General features: G+C 74.0%; 15 protein-coding genes. 5 read left to right on the top strand and 10 right to left on the bottom strand.

Annotated elements, in window-relative coordinates:
• Positions 1 to 20 precede the first annotated feature (20 nt).
• From ACFV9T_RS21980 to ACFV9T_RS21965, 4 genes are read right to left on the bottom strand one after another with little or no spacing between them, the layout of a single operon-like run.
• A complete protein-coding gene (locus ACFV9T_RS21980) occupies positions 21 to 1,109 on the bottom strand; it encodes an NAD(P)H-dependent flavin oxidoreductase (protein ID WP_385442922.1) in 1,089 nt (362 codons plus the stop codon).
• 29 nt (positions 1,110 to 1,138) lie between these two features.
• Positions 1,139 to 1,873: a CoA-transferase subunit beta gene (locus ACFV9T_RS21975; protein ID WP_385442865.1), complete on the bottom strand. Its 735-nt coding sequence runs from the start codon at positions 1,871 to 1,873 to the stop codon at positions 1,139 to 1,141.
• The gene (locus ACFV9T_RS21970; protein ID WP_385442864.1) at positions 1,870 to 2,739 is read right to left on the bottom strand and encodes a CoA transferase subunit A; all 870 of its coding nucleotides are present in this window, start codon (positions 2,737 to 2,739) and stop codon (positions 1,870 to 1,872) included. Before ACFV9T_RS21970 ends, ACFV9T_RS21975 begins: the two co-directional genes overlap by 4 nt.
• Entirely contained in the window at positions 2,736 to 3,500 is a 765-nt protein-coding gene (locus ACFV9T_RS21965; RefSeq protein WP_385442862.1) for an enoyl-CoA hydratase family protein, read from the bottom strand. Before ACFV9T_RS21965 ends, ACFV9T_RS21970 begins: the two co-directional genes overlap by 4 nt.
• An 85-nt stretch (positions 3,501 to 3,585) precedes the next feature.
• Between ACFV9T_RS21965 and ACFV9T_RS21960 the strand changes: the two genes are divergently transcribed.
• Entirely contained in the window at positions 3,586 to 4,404 is an 819-nt protein-coding gene (locus tag ACFV9T_RS21960) for an SDR family oxidoreductase (RefSeq protein ID WP_385442859.1), read from the top strand.
• Positions 4,401 to 5,315, top strand: coding sequence for an SDR family oxidoreductase (locus ACFV9T_RS21955; protein WP_385442857.1), 915 nt, complete (start codon positions 4,401 to 4,403; stop codon positions 5,313 to 5,315). Before ACFV9T_RS21960 ends, ACFV9T_RS21955 begins: the two co-directional genes overlap by 4 nt.
• Positions 5,316 to 5,363: 48 nt before the next feature.
• Here the strand turns inward: ACFV9T_RS21955 and ACFV9T_RS21950 are convergent, their stop codons facing one another.
• The 6 genes from ACFV9T_RS21950 to egtA form a co-directional block, all read right to left on the bottom strand.
• Positions 5,364 to 6,440, bottom strand: coding sequence for an SGNH/GDSL hydrolase family protein (locus ACFV9T_RS21950; RefSeq protein WP_385442854.1), 1,077 nt, complete (start codon positions 6,438 to 6,440; stop codon positions 5,364 to 5,366).
• Between the two features lie 42 nt (positions 6,441 to 6,482).
• Positions 6,483 to 7,745, bottom strand: coding sequence for a transglycosylase family protein (locus ACFV9T_RS21945; RefSeq protein WP_385442853.1), 1,263 nt, complete (start codon positions 7,743 to 7,745; stop codon positions 6,483 to 6,485).
• Between the two features lie 242 nt (positions 7,746 to 7,987).
• Entirely contained in the window at positions 7,988 to 8,953 is a 966-nt protein-coding gene (egtD, locus tag ACFV9T_RS21940; RefSeq protein ID WP_385442851.1) for an L-histidine N(alpha)-methyltransferase, read from the bottom strand.
• The gene (egtC, locus tag ACFV9T_RS21935) at positions 8,950 to 9,705 is read right to left on the bottom strand and encodes an ergothioneine biosynthesis protein EgtC (RefSeq protein ID WP_385442848.1); all 756 of its coding nucleotides are present in this window, start codon (positions 9,703 to 9,705) and stop codon (positions 8,950 to 8,952) included. The genes egtD and egtC overlap by 4 nt, the downstream gene beginning before the upstream one ends.
• A 42-nt stretch (positions 9,706 to 9,747) precedes the next feature.
• Positions 9,748 to 11,082 carry an ergothioneine biosynthesis protein EgtB gene (gene egtB / locus ACFV9T_RS21930; protein WP_385442846.1) on the bottom strand — a complete coding sequence of 445 codons (1,335 nt, stop codon included), beginning with the start codon at positions 11,080 to 11,082 and terminating at the stop codon, positions 9,748 to 9,750.
• A complete protein-coding gene (gene egtA / locus ACFV9T_RS21925; RefSeq protein ID WP_385442845.1) occupies positions 11,079 to 12,344 on the bottom strand; it encodes an ergothioneine biosynthesis glutamate--cysteine ligase EgtA in 1,266 nt (421 codons plus the stop codon). The genes egtB and egtA overlap by 4 nt, the downstream gene beginning before the upstream one ends.
• A gap of 246 nt (positions 12,345 to 12,590) precedes the next feature.
• On the opposite strand from egtA, the gene ACFV9T_RS21920 reads away from it, so the two are divergent.
• From ACFV9T_RS21920 to ACFV9T_RS21910, 3 genes are read left to right on the top strand one after another with little or no spacing between them, the layout of a single operon-like run.
• Positions 12,591 to 13,595, top strand: a complete 1,005-nt coding sequence (locus ACFV9T_RS21920; protein WP_385442843.1) for an NADPH:quinone oxidoreductase family protein — start codon at positions 12,591 to 12,593, stop codon at positions 13,593 to 13,595.
• On the top strand, positions 13,592 to 14,809 hold the full coding sequence (locus tag ACFV9T_RS21915) for an acyl-CoA dehydrogenase family protein (protein ID WP_385442841.1): 1,218 nt from the start codon (positions 13,592 to 13,594) through the stop codon (positions 14,807 to 14,809). Before ACFV9T_RS21920 ends, ACFV9T_RS21915 begins: the two co-directional genes overlap by 4 nt.
• Positions 14,806 to 15,960 (top strand): acyl-CoA dehydrogenase family protein, encoded by a 1,155-nt coding sequence (locus ACFV9T_RS21910; protein WP_385442838.1) that lies wholly within the window; start codon positions 14,806 to 14,808, stop codon positions 15,958 to 15,960. Before ACFV9T_RS21915 ends, ACFV9T_RS21910 begins: the two co-directional genes overlap by 4 nt.
• Positions 15,961 to 16,080: the final 120 nt, after the last annotated feature.

Genomic DNA, 16,080 nt, shown 5'->3' with positions numbered 1-16,080 from the left:
ATGTCCTGGTCTGGCCGCTTTCACCCCACTGTACGGCCGCCCGGCATCCGGTCCAGGGCCTCGGCGGCCTCGGCCATGATCCGTTCCACCAGCTCCGCGCACGACGGCAGATCGTCGATCACCCCCGCCACCTGCCCGGAGGCCATCACGCCGGTATCGGTGCGGCCGTCCACCATCGCCGCCTTCAGCAGCATCGGAGTATTGGCGGCCAGCAGCACCTGGCTCCAGGACAGCCCCGAGCCGCGCCGCATCGCCCGGCCGTCGCGCACCATGCGCGCCCAGCTCAGCCCGGACAGCCGCCGGAAGGCCGCCGCGTGGCGCACGGCCCGTACGAGGGCGGCGGCGCGCCCGGAGCGCTCCAGGGAGGCTACGAGGTCGCTGCGGAGCATCCGGTGGGGGAGCCCGTCCACCGCCGTGGTGACCGTGATGTCCGAGGCCGTCGCCGCCAGATAGCGGGCCTTCACCGCGGCCGGGACGGTGCTGTCGGAGGTCAGCAGGAAGCGGGTGCCCATGGCGATCCCGGCCGCCCCGTAGGCGAGCGCCGCCACCAGACCGCGCCCGTCGTGGAAACCGCCCGCGGCCACCACCGGGATGTCCACGGCGTCCACGACCTGGGGGAGCAGCACCGTGGTCGCCACCGCGCCGGTGTGGCCGCCGCCCTCGCCGCCCTGCACCACCACCGCGTCCGCGCCCCAGCCCGCCACCTTCTCGGCGTGCCGCCGGGCGCCCACGGACGGGATGACCACCACGCCCGCGTCCTTCAGCCGGGAGATCAACTCGCGCTTGGGCGCCAGCGCGAAGGACGCCACCCGTACGCCCTCCTCGATGATGATCCGCACCCGCTGCGCGGCGTCCCCCGCGTCGGCCCGCAGATTGACGCCGAAGGGCGCCTCGGTACGCGACGCGACCTCCCGTACCGCCGACCTCAGCCGCTCCGGGGACATGGTGGCGGAGGCGAGGATGCCCAGCGCCCCGGCGTCGGCGGCCGCCGAGACCAGCCGGGGGCCCGCCACCCACCCCATGCCCGTCTGGACGATCGGATACCGGACGCCGGTGAGCCGGGTCAGCGCGGTGTCCATCGGCGCGGCGTCCACGGGCGCGGTGTCCATCGGCCCCGGGTCCAGCGGTGCCGCGTCCATCAGGGCCGTACCTCCCGCTCGCGCAGCCCCGCCGGATCGATGACCTCCCGGATCAGCCGCAGCTCCTCGGCGGTCGGCTCCCGGGTGGCGGGAGCGCCGTCGGCGATGGCGAGCGGGAAGCCGGTCGCCTCCCGCACCCGCTCGGCGGACACGCCCGGGTGCAGGGAGCGCACCCGCATGGTGCGGCCGGGCGTCTCGAAGTCGAGCACCGCCAGGTCGGTCACCACCCGGGGGATGCGGTGGTAGCGCGTCGCGGAGGGACCGGCGGCAGCGGCCCGGTCGTAGCCGACGCCGCACACCATGTCGACGCGCTCGACGAAGACGCGCGGGGAGTGCCGGGGCACCCAGTAACTCGTCGGATTGTTGAGCGTGTTGACGGGCGCTCCGCGCACGCCCAGCAGCTGCCGCCGGGGCCGCTTCCAGTCGCCGATACAGGAGATGTTCTGGTTCCCGTGGGCGTCGAGCTGGCTCGCGCCCATCATCACATGGCGCTTGCCGCCCATGACCAGAGCGAGGTGGCGGCGGTACGGCAGCCAGCCCTCCACGGTCTCGTCGTCGGCGCCGACCAGCAGCGCCTCGCCGTCGCTGAGCAGCAGGTCAGGCGCGAACGTGAGCCGCGCCAGCCGGGCGCCGAGCCGTGGTACGAGGCCCATCGGGGCGGCCAGCACCTCCCCGTCGCCCCGCCAGGCCTCGGCGCAGGCCAGCACGCAGTACTCGGCCCGGGTGACGGTCATAACTCCGTGCCCTCCTTCGCGTACGCCGCGACCGCGGCCTGATACGTGTCTTCGTCCCCCGCCAGGAACCGCCGGGTGAACTCCCGCCAGGCCGCCGGATCGGCGGCGGCCCGCGCGTACGCCCGCTGGAACGCCTCGTCCCGCCCGTAGTCGGGGGCGCAGGATGTGAAGTGCGCGCCGTGCGGGGTCTCGATCACGCCGGTCACCGCATGGCGGCCCACCAGCAGCGACTGCGGAGCGGCCGCCGCCAGGAACTCCGAAGGGGCGACGACGCGTTCGCAGGAGAGATACGCCTGCTCCGCCGCCTCGCAGAACAGGTCGTCGAAGTACGGATCGGGGCCCAGGTACTGGCCGTTGCCCTGCGCGTCCGCCCGGTTGAGGTGGACGAGCGCGACATCCAGCCGCAGCGCCGGTACGGCCACCAATTCCTCGCCGTCCTCGTACGGCGAGACCACCGTCCGCAGACCGGGGTTGACCGTCATCACGTCCGACCCGAGGCCCGCCCGGATCGGCAGGAAGGGAAGCCGGTGCACGGCCGCGGTCAGCCCCCACAGGAACATCGCCTCGTCCAGCTCCACCAGCTCGAAGTCCGCGCGCTCGCGGGCCGCCCGGAAGTGCGGCTCCAGCGGGATCGAATCGAGCGTGGCGAAGGCCGTGACCAGCTTGCGGATCTTCCCGGCGGCGGCCAGCAGCCCGACGTCCGGCCCGCCGTACGAGACCACCGTCAGGTCGCGGACGTCCGAGCGCAGCAGCGCCCGCACCAGGGCCATCGGCTTGCGCCGGGAGCCCCAGCCGCCGATGCCGACCGTCATGCCGCTCTCGATCCGGCCGACGGCCTCCTCCGCGCTCATCCGCTTGTCGCTCACCGTCGCTCACCGCCCCCGGACCTGTCGGATACGAACGCGTCCCGGTGCTTGTCGGCGAGCCCCGCGAGATTCGCCTCGAAGGTGAAGCCCTGCTCGAAGCGGTAGCTGCGGTGGACATCGACCGGGTCGATGCCGTTGATGGCCGCCTTGGCGAGACGCAGCAGCGCGCCGTCCTTGGCGGCGATCTCCCGGGCCAGCTCCAGGGCGGCGTCCCGCAGCGCGGCGCGCGGCACCACCCGCCACACCGAGCCGTGCCGGTGCAGCTCCCCGGCGGTCGCGGTGCGCGAGGTGTAGTACAGCGCGCGCATCAGATGCTGGGGGACGAGGCGAGCCAGATGGGTGGCCGCGCCCAGCGCTCCCCGGTCCAGCTCCGGCAGACCGAACGTCGCGTCCTCGGCCGCCACGATCGCGTCCGCGTTGCCCGCGAGGCCGATGCCGCCGCCGAGACAGAAGCCGTGCACGGCGGCGACGACCGGCACCGGGCAGTCGTAGACGGCCGCGAACGCCGCGTGGCAGCCGTGGTTGGCACCGATGAGCGCCTGGTGCCCCTCGGCGCGCTGCATCTCCTTGATGTCCACCCCCGCGTTGAACCCCCGGCCCTCGGCGGCCAGGACCACGCAGCGCGTCCCGGGGTCGGCGCCCGCGGCGCGCAGCGCGTCGGCCAGCTCGTACCAGCCGTGTACGGGAAGGGCGTTGACCGGTGGGAAGTCCACGGTGACGACGGCGACGCCCGCTTCGGGGGCGGAGGTGGAGACACCCATGAGCAGATCCGCTACCTTTCCACCAAACGTTTGTTAGGCGTGAAGGTAGCAGCGCCCGGCGCACAGCGGGAGGGTGAGGGGAGCCATGGCCCACTCGATCGACCTGTCCGGACGCGTCGCCGTCGTCACCGGCGGCACCCGTGGCGTCGGCGCGGGCATCGCCCGGGCCCTGCTCGCGGCAGGCGCCGATGTCGTGGTCTGCGCCCGCCGCCCGCCGGACGGCCCGGTCGCGGCCGCCGGGCGCACGGCCCGCTTCCGGCCGCTGGACGTACGGGACCCGGCCGCCGTCGCGGACTTCTTCGCCTGGGTGCGCGAGGCCCACGGCCGCCTCGACGTCCTCGTCAACAACGCCGGAGGCAGTCCGTACGGGCTGCTCGCCGAGTCCGGCCCGCGCCGCGCCGCACGGGTCGTGGAGCTGAACCTGATCGCGCCGATGACGGTCGCTCTCGGCGCCTACGAGGTGATGCGCGATCAGGAGGGCGGCGGATCGGTGGTGATGATCGGCAGTGTCAGCGGCACCCGCCCCTCGCCGGGTACGGCCGCCTACGGCGCCGCCAAGGCGGGCCTGGACAGCCTCGCCCGCACCCTCGCCGTGGAATGGGCCCCCGCGATCCGGGTCAACACCCTGGTCCTCGGCATGGTCCACACCGAACTCGCGCATCTGCACTACGGCGACGAGACCGGCGTGGCCGCCGTGTCCCGCACCGTGCCGCTGGGCCGCCTGGCCACCCCGGCGGAGGCGGGCGACGCCTGCGTCTTCCTCGCCTCGGACCTCGCCGCGTACATCACCGGCGCGAGCCTGGCCGTCCACGGCGGCGGCGAGCGCCCGGCGTTCCTGGCGGCGGCGCGGCCCCCGGCGGACGTAGCACCCTCAACAGGCCAAGGATCAGGAGGAGCACGATGACAGGCATCTGCAGCGGACGCGTCGCGGTTGTCACCGGAGCCGGTCGCGGCCTCGGCCGGGCGCACGCGCTCGCCTTCGCCGCCGAGGGCGCGCGGGTCGTCGTGAACGACCTCGGCGTGGGCCCGGACGGCGCCGGGGAGTCCCCGGGACCCGCCCAGGAGGTGGTCGAGGAGATCCGCGCCCAGGGCGGCCAGGCCGTCGCCCACGGCGGCGACATCGCCACCGCCGACGGCGCGGCCTCCCTCATCGCCGCCGCGCTCGACACATACGGCAGGCTCGACACCCTCGTCAACAACGCCGGTTTCCTGCGCGACCGCATGCTCGTCAACCTCGGCGAGGACGACTGGGACGCCGTCATCCGCGTCCACCTCAGGGGCCATTTCCTGCCCCTCCGGCACGCCGCCGCGCACTGGCGCGCCGAGGCGAAGGCGGGCCGGACGCCCGCCGCGCGGGTGGTCAACACCAGCTCCGGGGCCGGGCTGCTGGGCAGCGTCGGGCAGGGCAACTACGCGGCCGCCAAGGCCGGGATCGTCGGCCTCACCCTCGTCGCCGCGGCGGAGATGGGCCGCTACGGGATCCAGGTCAACGCCATCGCCCCGGCGGCCCGCACCCGCATGACGGAGTCGACGTTCGCCGACACCATGGCGGCCCCCGACGCCCCCGGCGCGTTCGACGCGATGGCACCCGGCAATGTCTCACCGCTCGTCGTCTGGCTCGGCTCCGCCGCCTGCGCCGGGGTCACCGGACGGGTCTTCGAGGCCGAGGCCGGGCGCATCACCGTCATGGAGGGCTGGCGGCCCGGGCCGACCGCCGACAAGGGCGCCCGCTGGACCCCGGCCGAAGCGGGCGAGGCCGCGGCGAAGCTGCTCGCCGCCGCCGAACCGCCGGGGGCGGTGTACGGGGCGTCCTGACGCAGCCGAAATGCGCACCCCTCTGGCACGCACCCGGGTACGCACCCCTCAGGGCACGCATCCGGCGCGCCGCAGCACCGTCAGGAACCGGGACGCGAAGACCGGGTGGCCGTCGGCCGAGGGGTGCAGCCGGTCCAGCCCCTCCGGCTCCAGCAGCAGCCGCGTACAGCCGGGGCCGAACACCTCCGGGCCGTGGATGTAGTGCAGGTTCGCATCGCCGTGGTCGCGCAGCAGCGTGACGGCCCGTCGTATGTGCGCCCGGCACTCGCGCAGCGTCATCCCCGAGGGCCCGGGCACCTCCTCCCGCTCGGGCGCGGTGATGGTCGACATCACGGCGAACGGGGTGTCCGGATGCCCCTCCCGTACGGTGCGCACGAAGCCGACGAGCGCCGAGGCGAGCGCGTCGCGGTTGTGGCTGCCGAGCGCCTGGATGTTGATCCCGACGCAGACGGTGAGCAGTTCCGCCGGAAGGTCCCGCATCAGCCGCGCCGTCATCGGCTGGAGGCAGCAGGCCGCGCCGAGGGACAGCGAGGTCAGGTCCCAGCTGGCGCGGCGGGCCACCAGGGCGGCCCAGGTCCGGCTCGGCGACGCGGCCCCGCGCCCCTGCGAGATGGAGCTGCCGAAGTGGACCCAGCGCGGCCGCTGTTCCGCGCTGTCGCGCTCGACGGCGGCGCCCGCGTCCAGGGACAGCCCGCGCAGCCGGAACTGGTGGTAGTACGGCAGCCACAGCTCGACCGCCGTCATGCGCCCCGGCAGCCCGTCGACCCGGACCTCCGCGTCCCCGCCGTGGGTCTCCAGGTGGGCGGTGGCCGTCCGCCGCCCGTCGCACACCACGTCGAGCCGGGCCCGCTCCTCGGGGCCGTTCAGCTTCGGCGCGGGGTCGGCCTGGTAGCGGCAGACCAGCGAGCGGCTGTCGGTGCGCAGGGTCACCCGTACCCCGGAGGGCATCGCGGCGCGCCCCAGCCCGCCCTCGGGGAGATACAGCGCGGCGTCCTCGTACGGCAGCCGCCATGGCGCGGTCCAGCCGGGTCCGCGCTGAAGGGACACCGCGCCCCGGTAGGTCAGGCGCGGATCGTCGTCACCGATGGCGAGCGGGGCGGGCCGATCGTGCGTGCGCGGGGACATGGGCAGGGAGTCTGGCACGCCCCACTGACAATGGAGCTTCGGTCAGATGCTGATGCCGCGTGCGCGCAGATAGCTCAGCGGGTTGATGTCCGAGCCATAGGCGGGCCCGGTGCGCACCTCGAAGTGCAGATGCGGTCCTGTGGTGTTCCCGGTCGAGCCCGAACGGCCGATCTGCTGGCCGACGTTGACGCCCTGCCCGGCGCGCACGGACAGCTGCGACAGGTGCGCGTACTGGCTGTACTTGCCGTCCGCGTGCCGGATGACCACCTCGTAGCCGTAGGCGTCCGCCCAGCCCGCCGAGACCACCTGGCCCGTGGCGACGGCCTTCACCGACGTGCCGACTCCCACCGGGAAGTCGACGCCGGTGTGATGGCCGCTCGACCAGCTGGACCCGGACGCGCGGTAGGCGGTGGTCGGGCTGACGCCGCTCACGGGCGCGGCGAAGCCGGTGGCGGCGGCGGGCTTCGCCGCGGGCTTGCTCGCGCGCCGCTCGGTCTGCCGCGGCTTGGCCTTCGCCTCGGGCTGTGCCTTGGCCTTCGCCTTGGGCTCGGCTCTGTGCTTGGCCCGGGGCTTCGCCTCGGGCTTGGTCTCGGTCCTGGTCTTCCCCTCGGGCTTGGCCTCGGCTTCCGGCGTGGCCTTGGTGACGCGCAGGGAGAGCTTCTGGCCGGGGTAGATCAGGTCCGGGTCGGAGCCCACCGTCGCGCGGTTGCTCTCGTACAGCGCGTGCCAGCCGCCGCGCACATCCTGCGCGTCGGCGATCCGGGACAGCGTGTCGCCGCCCACGACCACATAGGGCCCGGACTTCGTGGTCGCGTTGCCCGGCAGGCTGGTGGGCGTCGGCTTGCTCGCCCGGACCCGCTCGGCGGTGTTCGCGCGCTCCTTGGCCGCCGTCTGGACGACCTTGGGCGCGCTCTGCGGCGCTGCGGTGTCCTGCCCCAGACCGGCCTTCCCCGAGCACACCGGCCACGCCCCCGGCCCCTGGCCGTCCAGCACCTTCTCGGCGACGGCGATCTGCTGGGCCTTGGTGGCCAGATCGGCCCGCGCCGCGTAGGCCGTCCCGCCGTACGCCTCCCAGGTGCTCTGGGTGAACTGCAGCCCGCCGTAGAAGCCGTTCCCGCTGTTGATGTCCCAGTTGTTCGTGGACTCGCACTGGGCGACCTTGTCCCAGGTCTCGCTGGACGCGGCGTTCGCGCCCGTAGCGGCGACGAGGGGGAGTGCGATTCCGGCGCCGCCCGCCGTGACGCTCAGCGAGGCACGGGAGATGCGGTTGGGCTTGTAACGGCGGTGGCGTCCCCGTAAGGGCATGGACGGCTCCTTCTCCTGCTGCCTGTGAGGTGCTGCCCGTGAGGCGGGCTGCCAAAGCGGGCTAAACATAAGGGGACCGATTTGGCCACAACAAGAGGGAGTTCACAGCGGAAAAGGGTCACAGCGCGCTGTGCTGCGACCCTCTTCCGGCAATGTGATGTGCATCACATAGATTCAGTCGGTGGCTCAAGCGGAACACAGGGTGACGATGGCGCGCTGCCGTGTCCCACCAGCCCCATGTGTCACATCCGTACCGCCAGCGACAGCGCGAAACGGCCCGCGGTGTCGGTCCACCAGCGCCTCGACTCCAGCCCCGCGGCCGCCAGTTCGGTCCGCACCTTCTCCTCCCGGAACTTCGCGGACACCTCGGTACGGACCTCCTCCCCGGCCGCGAAGGACACCGCGAGATCCAGCGCGGGGATCTTCACGGTGAGGTCCTTGCGCGCCCGCAGCCGCATCTCGATCCACTCCCGCTCGGCGTCCCACACCGCCACATGGTCGAAGTCCGCGGGGTCGAGATCGGCACCCAGTTCGCGGCTGAGCACCCGAAGCACGTTCTTGTTGAACTCCGCGGTGACGCCCTGCGCGTCGTCATACGCGGCGACGAGCGTGGCCTCGTCCTTGACCAGGTCGGTCCCGAGCAGCAGCGCGTCACCCGGCGACAGCAGGGCGCTTACCGAGGCCAGGAACTCCGCCCGCTCGGGCGGCAGCAGATTGCCGATCGTGCCGCCGAGGAACGCCAGCAGCCGCGGCCCCGGAACGTCCTCGGGCAGTGAGAGCCCGCCGAGGAAGTCCGCGACCAGCGCGTGCACCCTCAGCCCCGGATGGTCGGCGAGCAGGGCGTGCCCGGCCAGCTCCAGCGCGCTTTCGCTGACATCCACCGGTACGTAGGCGTGCAGCTCCGGCAGCGCGTCGATCAGATGGCGGGTCTTCTCGGAAGATCCGGAGCCCAGCTCGATCAGGGTGCGGGCGCCGGTGGCGTCCGCGATCTCCGCCGCGCGCGCGATCAGGATCTCCCGCTCCGCGCGCGTCGGGTAGTACTCGGGCAGCCGGGTGATCTCCTCGAAGAGTTCGCTGCCACGGGCGTCGTAGAACCACTTCGGCGGCAGCTGTTTGGGGGTGCGGGCCAGCCCTTCGGCGACATCGGCGCGCAGGGCCGCGGTCGTGGCATCGGCGGGCAGGGTGCGGGTGACGGTGAAGGGGCTCACGCGGAACCCTCCTTGAGTGCGGTGAGAAGTACGTCGGTGCGGGTGGCGGTGAGCAGCGTGCGGTCGGGGACCTCGGTCCAGCGCGGATCGTCGTCGTACGGCTCGGAGGCGACCACGACGGCGCGGTCCGGTCCTGTCAGGTACCAGAGGGTGTCGCCCCAGGCGGTGGCGGCGATCGTCTCCCCGTCCATGAGCAGCAGGTTGAGCCGCGAACCGGGCGCGGCGGAGGCCACCGCCTCGGTGGTCCGGGCCAGCGCCTCGGACAGCTCGTGGCCCAGCCGCAGCGCGTGCAGCGTCAGCGCCCAGACGAGCGCCGAGTCGCAGCGAGCCTCGAGACCGAGCAGATCGGCGGACGGCAGGGACTCGGCGAGCCCCGCGAGCGTGTGCGGCCAGCCGCTGATGGCCCCGTTGTGGCTGAACAGCCAGGCGCCGGAGGCGAAGGGCGAGGCGCCCGCCTCGCCGTCGGCGCTCGCCACGGTGGCGTCCCGTACGGCGCCCATCAGCGCCCCGGTCCGTACCACCCGGGCGAGATCGGCGAACGACAGATCGCCCCAGATGGGCCCCGCGCGCCGGTAGCGCGCGGGCACCGGATCGCCCGGGGCGTACCAGCCGACGCCGAACCCGTCGGCGTTGACGGTGCCGTGCGCCTGCCGACGCGGCGCCCATGACTGCGTGAACAGGCTGTGCTCGGGCGCGATGACGACCTCGCCGATGGGCCTCTCGGGCCCCAGGTACGCCAGATGCCTACACACCGGCGCCCCCGGTGCGCCGGAGCGCGCTGATGCGGCGGGCGCTCACTCCGCCTCCGCCGGGGACGCGTCGCGGGCGGTGCGGAAGCCCGAGAAGATCTGGCGGCGCACCGGCAGGTCCCAGTTGCGGAACGTGCCGCGGCAGGCGACCGCGTCCACGGCGAACGAGCCGCCGCGCAGCACCTTGTACGCGGGCCCGAAGAAGACCTTCGAGTACTCGGGGTACGGGAAGACGGTGAACCCCGGGTAGGGCAGGAAGTCGCTCGACGTCCACTCCCACACGTCCCCGATCAGCTGCCGTACGCCCAGCGCCGACGCGCCCTGCGGATAGCTTCCGGCGGGTGCGGGCCGCAGATGGCGCTGGCCGAGGTTGGCGTGGTCGGGGGTGGGGTCCGCGTCGCCCCACGGGTAGCGCCGGGACCGGCCGCTGGCCGGATCGTTACGGGCGGCCTTCTCCCACTCCTCCTCGGTGGGCAGCCGGCGCCCGGCCCAGCGGGCGTAGGCGTCCGCCTCGTACCAGCTGACATGGACCACCGGCTCCTCCGGTGGCACCGGCTCGGTCACCCCGAAGCGCCGGCGCAGCCACTGGCCGCCCTCGCGCCGCCAGAACAGCGGGGCGCTCATGCCGTGCTCCTGGATGTACGCCCAGCCCTCGGTGGTCCACCAGCGCCGATCGGTGTAGCCGCCGTCGGCGATGAACTGCGCGTAGGCGCCGTTGGTCACCGGGGTGGTGTCGATGAAGAAGGGCGGCACCAGCCGGTGGTGCGCGGGGCGCTCGTTGTCCAGCGCCCAGGGCTCGGACGAGGTGCCCATGGTGAACCGGCCGCCGGGGACCAGCACCTCGTCCGGCAGGGGGCCGCCGGAGGTGTCGGGCGGCGGCGGGGCGGTGAGGGCGGCCGGGCCGCGACGCAGCTGATGGGTGATGAGCATCGTCTCGTCGTGCTGCTGCTCATGCTGCGCGATCATGCCGAAGGCGAAGGCCGCGTCGAGCAGCGGGGCGCCGCGCAGCTCGGTCCGCTCCAGGACGTCGAGCACCCGGTCGCGTACGTCCGTGACATAGCCGCGGGCCTCGGCGGGCGCCAGCAGCGGCAGTGAGGGGCGCGCCGAGCGCGGATGCTCGAACGCGTCGTACACCGAGTCGATCTCGGGGCGCAGCGCGTCCTGCCCGCCGACGGCGCGCAGCAGCCACTGCTCCTCCTGGTTGCCGATGTGCGCCAGGTCCCAGACCAGCGGCGACATCAGGGGGGAGTGCTGGGCGGTGAGGTCGTTCTCGTCCACACAGGTGGTGAGGGTATGGGTACGGTCGCGCGCGGTGCGCAGAACCGTTTCGGCGCGCTGTCGCAGCGCCTCGGGGTCGAGTGCGGGGCCGGAAGCGGTCATGACCGTTCCTCCTTCCCGGGAAGGGCGGCGAGCACATCGTCGGCCGGACATCGGCCACGGGCGACATACCGGTCGGCGAAGTCGGCGACGGCGGATACGACGGCGGGGGAGGCCCCGATCCGGGGCAGCGCCTCCAGCGCCGTGGCGAAGCAGGCCACGGCGGCGGCGCGCAGCTCGGGGTCGGCCAAGGCGTCACGGGACGCCGTCATCCACAGCGGATTGCAGGGCGCGGGCCGGGTGCCCGCCGTCTCGGCGAGCGGCTTCACCACGCGGTAGACGGTCTCCGCGGCCTGCGGGTCGTCGAAGAGCGCCACGGTCACGGCGAGGGGCACGATCCAGCCGTCGTCGCCGCTCTGGGCGTCGATCATGCGCAGTTCGAGGTGGCCGCGCGGACGGACGGGCGGAAACAGGGTCGAGACATGGAAGTCGAGATCGTCCTGGGTGGGCGGCCGCGGCAGACCGGTGCGGGCCCACTGCCGGAAGGTGAGGCCGTCCGGCACCGCCCAGTGCGTGCCGTCGTCCCGGATGGCCATCACGGGAGCGTCCAGCACGTATCGGGCCCAGGCGGCGCGGGGCTCCCGGCCGTCGGGCGGGGCCAGCGTGCGGCCGGGGTCCATCGCCGCCCACAGCGCCTGCCGGGTGGAGCGGAAGCCGGTCGGGCGGCCCTCGCGCAGCGGGGAGTTGGCGAACGCGGCGGTCAGTACGGCGCCCAGCAGATGGGCCAGCCGCCAGCGCCGCCCGAGGCCCAGCGGGCCGGGCTCCTCCTGCCCGGCGTCCACACAGACCTGTACGGAGGCGGTGTTGCACATCATGGAGCGCCCCGCCGGTCCCCGGCGGTTGAAGTAGGTCTCCATGGAGTCGTAGCGCGGTGTGGTGAGGATCCTGCGCGGCGGGCGCCATGGGTCGTGTCCATGACCTGCGATGGCGAGGCCCAGCTCGGCGAGGAGCGCGCGGACGAGGACCAGATCGGCGGCGGCGGACTCCACACACGCGGTGAGGGAGTCGGCCGGGAGGGAGCTGAGCTCCACCTGGCCGCCGGGTTCGAAGGTGAGCGCGGAGGAGAGACCCAGTCCGCGCAGGGCGGTGACCGCGGCTTCCAGCCGGGCCGCCTCGACGGGTCGTGCGGGGGCGTGCGGGTCGTACATGATCCATTCGAGTTCGACGCCGATGCGTCGCGGGGGACCGGTTTTGAAACAGATCCCGTGGAGTCTGGCCTCCATCTCGGCCTCGTCGATCGCCTTGCTGTCCGGCACAGTCGTCATCTCCCGTCCCGTTCCGGCTATCGGATCGCTGCGATAGGAACCGATATGTCGCCGCCCACTCTTGTCCGTCGAGGTCCCGGGCTCAAGGGTGCCTCCAGAGTTGCATAAGAGTTCACCGCGCGCCGGGCGGGAAGGCAGGATGGCTGAAGCCTCGGTACGAGCCGGTTCCCCTGCTCGTACCGACTGGTTAGTATGTGCGCCCCGACGCGTTTCACGCCCCTACCGACAGCTTCTGGAGGCCACCGGATGCAGGCATGGCGAGTGCACGATAATGGCGAGCCGCGTGAGGTGATGCGCCTCGACGACGTGCCGGATCCGGTGGCCGGGCCCGGGGAGCTGCTGCTGCGGGTCCGGGCCGTCGACGTCAACTTCCCGGACGCCCTGCTGTGCCGCGGCCACTACCAGGTACGGCCGCCCATGCCGTTCACCCCGGGCGTCGAGGTGTGCGGCGAGATCGTCGCCGTCGGCGAGGGGGCGCGGGGCCAGGTGGGCGCGCGCGTCCTGGCCACCCCCACGCTCCCCGCGGGCGGCTTCGCCGAGTACGTGACCGTCGACGCGGCCACCGTGCTGCCCGCGCCGGACGCCCTGGACGACGCCCAGGCCGCGGCCCTGCACATCGGCTACCAGACGGGCTGGTTCGGCCTGCACCGGCGGGCCGGGCTGCGCGCCGGGGACACGCTGCTGGTGCACGCCGCCGCGGGCGGCGTCGGCAGCGCCGCCGTGCAGCTCGGCAAGGCCGCCGGGGCACGGGTGATCGGGGTCGTCGGCGGCGCGGACAAGGCCCGGGTCGCCCGCGAACTGGGCTGCGACGTGGTGCTCGACCGGCGCGCCGACGACATCGTGGCCGCCGTCAAGGAGGCCACCGGCGGACGCGGCGCCGACGTCGTCTACGACCCGGTCGGCGGCGACGCCTTCACCCAGTCCGTCAAATGCATCGCGTTCGAGGGCCGGATCGTGGTGGTCGGCTTCGCCAGCGGCGTCGTCCCGCAGGCCGCCCTCAACCACGCCCTGGTCAAGAACTACGCCATCCTCGGGCTCCACTGGGGCCTCTACAACACCTACGACCCGGCCGCGATCCGCGCCTGCCACGACGAGCTGACCAAGCTCGCCGCCCAGGGCGCCGTCAAACCGCTGGTCAGTGAGCGGGTGCCGCTGGAGGGGGCCGCGGACGCCGTCCAGCGCGTCGCCGACGGCGTGACCACCGGCCGCGTCGTGGTCGTCCCCGGACAGCCCGAGGGAGGCGCCCGATGAGCACCCCCGAGAACACCTCCCCGGATTCCGCCCCCGTGGACGCCGACGGGCTGCGGCGCCGCACCCGCGCCCTCCTCGACGCCCACCCACCGGCCACCACCGACCCGCTGGAGTTCCTGCGCGCCCGCTTCGACGCCGGACTCGCCTGGGTGCACTACCCGGTGGGGCTGGGCGGCCTCGACGCCCCCCGCTCGCTCCAGGCCGTCGTGGACGCCGAACTCGACGCCGCCGGAGCGCCCGACAACGACCCCCGTCGCATCGGCATCGGCCTCGGCATGGCCGCGCCCACCATCCTCGGCTTCGGCACCGACGAGCAGCGGCAGCGGCTGCTGCGCCCGCTGTGGACCGGCGAGGAGGTGTGGTGCCAGCTGTTCAGCGAGCCCGGCGCCGGTTCCGACCTCGCCGCACTCGCCACCCGGGCGGTGCGCCACGGCGACGACTGGGTGGTCGACGGCCAGAAGGTCTGGACGTCCAGCGCCCACCTCGCCCGCTGGGCCATCCTCATCGCCCGCACCGACCCCGACCTGCCCAAGCACCGCGGCATCAGCTACTTCGTCTGCGACATGACCGACCCCGGGGTCGAGGTCCGGCCACTGCGCCAGATCACCGGCGAGGCCGAGTTCAACGAGGTCTTCCTGACCGGCGTACGCATCCCCGACAGCCGCCGCCTCGGTGAGATCGGCGAGGGCTGGCGGGTCGCCCAGACCACCCTGATGAACGAGCGCGTCGCCATCGGCGGCGGCCGCGTCCCCCGCGAGGGCGGCATGATCGGCCTGGTCTCCGGGACCTGGCGCGACCGCCCCGAACTGCGCACCCACGATCTGCACCAGCGGCTGCTGCGGCTGTGGGTGGACGCCGAGGCCGCCAGGCTCGCGGGCGAGCGGCTGGGCCAGCAGCTGGCCGTCGGACAGCCCGGCCCCGAGGGCTCGGCCATGAAGCTCGCCTTCGCCCGGCTGAACCAGGAGATCAGCGCGCTGGAGGTCGAACTGCTGGGGGAGGAGGGCCTGCTCTACGACGACTGGACGCTGCGCCGCCCCGAACACGTCGACTTCACCGGACGCGAGGCGGGCTACCGCTATCTGCGCGCCAAGGGCAACTCCATCGAGGGCGGCACCTCCGAGGTACTGCTCAACATCATCGCCGAACGCGTCCTGGGCCTGCCGCCCGAGCCGCGGACCGACAAGGACGTCCCGTGGAAGGATCTGCCCCGATGAGCACCCCGGACCTGCTCTACACCGAGGCCGAGGACGACCTGCGCGCGGCCGTGCGGTCGCTGCTCACCGACCGCTGCCCGCCCGGCGCCGTGGTTTCCGAGGCCGAGACGGGCCGGGCGCACGACCCCGGGCTGTGGCGCTCCCTGGGCAGCGAGATGGGCACGGCGGGGCTGCTCGTGCCCGAGAAGCTCGGCGGCCAGGGTGCCACCGCGCGCGAGGCGGCCGTCGTGCTGGAGGAGCTGGGCCGGGCCGTCGCCCCCGTGCCGTACCTCACCAGCGCCGTCCTCGCGGTCAGCGCCGTGCTGGGCTGCGACACGGGTGAGGAGCCCGTGGCGCGGCTGCTCGGCGCCCTCGCCGACGGCCGTACGGTCGGCGCGCTGGCGGTTCCGGCGGCCACCCCGCCCGGCACCACCTCGCCCGGCGGCGGCGCCGCCCCGGCCGTGACCGTACGGGTGGACGGTGACGGCACGCTCAGCGGCCGGATCACCCATGTCGCGGGCGCGGCGGGCGCCGATGTGCTGCTCGTCCCCGCCGAGGGACCGGACGGGTACGGGCTGTACACCGTGGAGACCACGGAAGCCAGCGTCTCCGTGGAGCCCCTGACCTCGCTCGACCTGACCCGGCCCATCGCCGCAGTGACCCTCACCGGTGCCCCCGCGCGGCGGCTGGCCGGTCCCGGCCGGGCGGAGGCCGCCGTCGTACGGGCACTGCTGACCGGCGCCGGACTGCTCGCCTCCGAGCAGCTGGGCGTGGCCGAGTGGTGCCTGACCGAGACGGTCCGCCACACCAAGGAGCGCCACCAGTTCGGCCGCCCGGTCGGGTCGTTCCAGGCCCTCAAGCACCGGATGGCGGCGCTCTACCTCGAGCTGGTCTCGGCCCGCGCCACCGCCCGGTACGCCGCCGACGCACTGGCCGCCGACAGCCCGGACGCCCCGGTCGCGGTGGCCGTGGCGCAGGCGTACTGCGGTCAGGCGGCGGTGCACGCGGCCGAGGAGTGCGTGCAGTTGCACGGCGGCATCGGCATGACCTGGGAACACCCGGCGCATCTCTACCTCAAGCGGGCCAAGAGCGCCGAGACCCTGCTCGGTACCCCGGGCCGCCACCGCGAGGCCCTCGCCGCCCTGGTGGACCTCCCGGCGCCCACGGTCTGACGAGCGAATCGCCGGCGCCCGGTGAACCCGCCCCCCCCCCCGGCGGCGGGGGCGCGGGGCCCGCCCCCCCCCCCCGGGGCGCGGGCGTGTGGGACGCGTGGGGGGGGCCCCCCCGCCGGG

Origin of the sequence: Streptomyces sp. NPDC059850 (assembly GCF_042731515.1) — a bacterium.
Lineage (GTDB): Bacteria > Actinomycetota > Actinomycetes > Streptomycetales > Streptomycetaceae > Streptomyces.
This window is presented reverse-complemented; position numbering and strand designations above follow the sequence as displayed.

Bases quoted from the DNA above. Each gene is read 5' to 3' on its own strand.
- ACFV9T_RS21975 (WP_385442865.1), bottom strand. From the start codon at position 1,873: ATGACCGTCACCCGGGCCGAGTACTGCGTGCTGGCCTGCGCCGAGGCC.
- ACFV9T_RS21960 (WP_385442859.1), top strand. From the start codon at position 3,586: ATGGCCCACTCGATCGACCTGTCCGGACGCGTCGCCGTCGTCACCGGC.
- egtA (WP_385442845.1), bottom strand. From the start codon at position 12,344: ATGACGACTGTGCCGGACAGCAAGGCGATCGACGAGGCCGAGATGGAG.
- ACFV9T_RS21965 (WP_385442862.1), bottom strand. From the start codon at position 3,500: ATGGGTGTCTCCACCTCCGCCCCCGAAGCGGGCGTCGCCGTCGTCACC.
- ACFV9T_RS21945 (WP_385442853.1), bottom strand. From the start codon at position 7,745: ATGCCCTTACGGGGACGCCACCGCCGTTACAAGCCCAACCGCATCTCC.
- ACFV9T_RS21980 (WP_385442922.1), bottom strand. From the start codon at position 1,109: ATGGACACCGCGCCCGTGGACGCCGCGCCGATGGACACCGCGCTGACC.
- ACFV9T_RS21920 (WP_385442843.1), top strand. From the start codon at position 12,591: ATGCAGGCATGGCGAGTGCACGATAATGGCGAGCCGCGTGAGGTGATG.
- egtB (WP_385442846.1), bottom strand. From the start codon at position 11,082: ATGACCGCTTCCGGCCCCGCACTCGACCCCGAGGCGCTGCGACAGCGC.
- ACFV9T_RS21955 (WP_385442857.1), top strand. From the start codon at position 4,401: ATGACAGGCATCTGCAGCGGACGCGTCGCGGTTGTCACCGGAGCCGGT.
- ACFV9T_RS21910 (WP_385442838.1), top strand. From the start codon at position 14,806: ATGAGCACCCCGGACCTGCTCTACACCGAGGCCGAGGACGACCTGCGC.
- ACFV9T_RS21915 (WP_385442841.1), top strand. From the start codon at position 13,592: ATGAGCACCCCCGAGAACACCTCCCCGGATTCCGCCCCCGTGGACGCC.
- ACFV9T_RS21950 (WP_385442854.1), bottom strand. From the start codon at position 6,440: ATGTCCCCGCGCACGCACGATCGGCCCGCCCCGCTCGCCATCGGTGAC.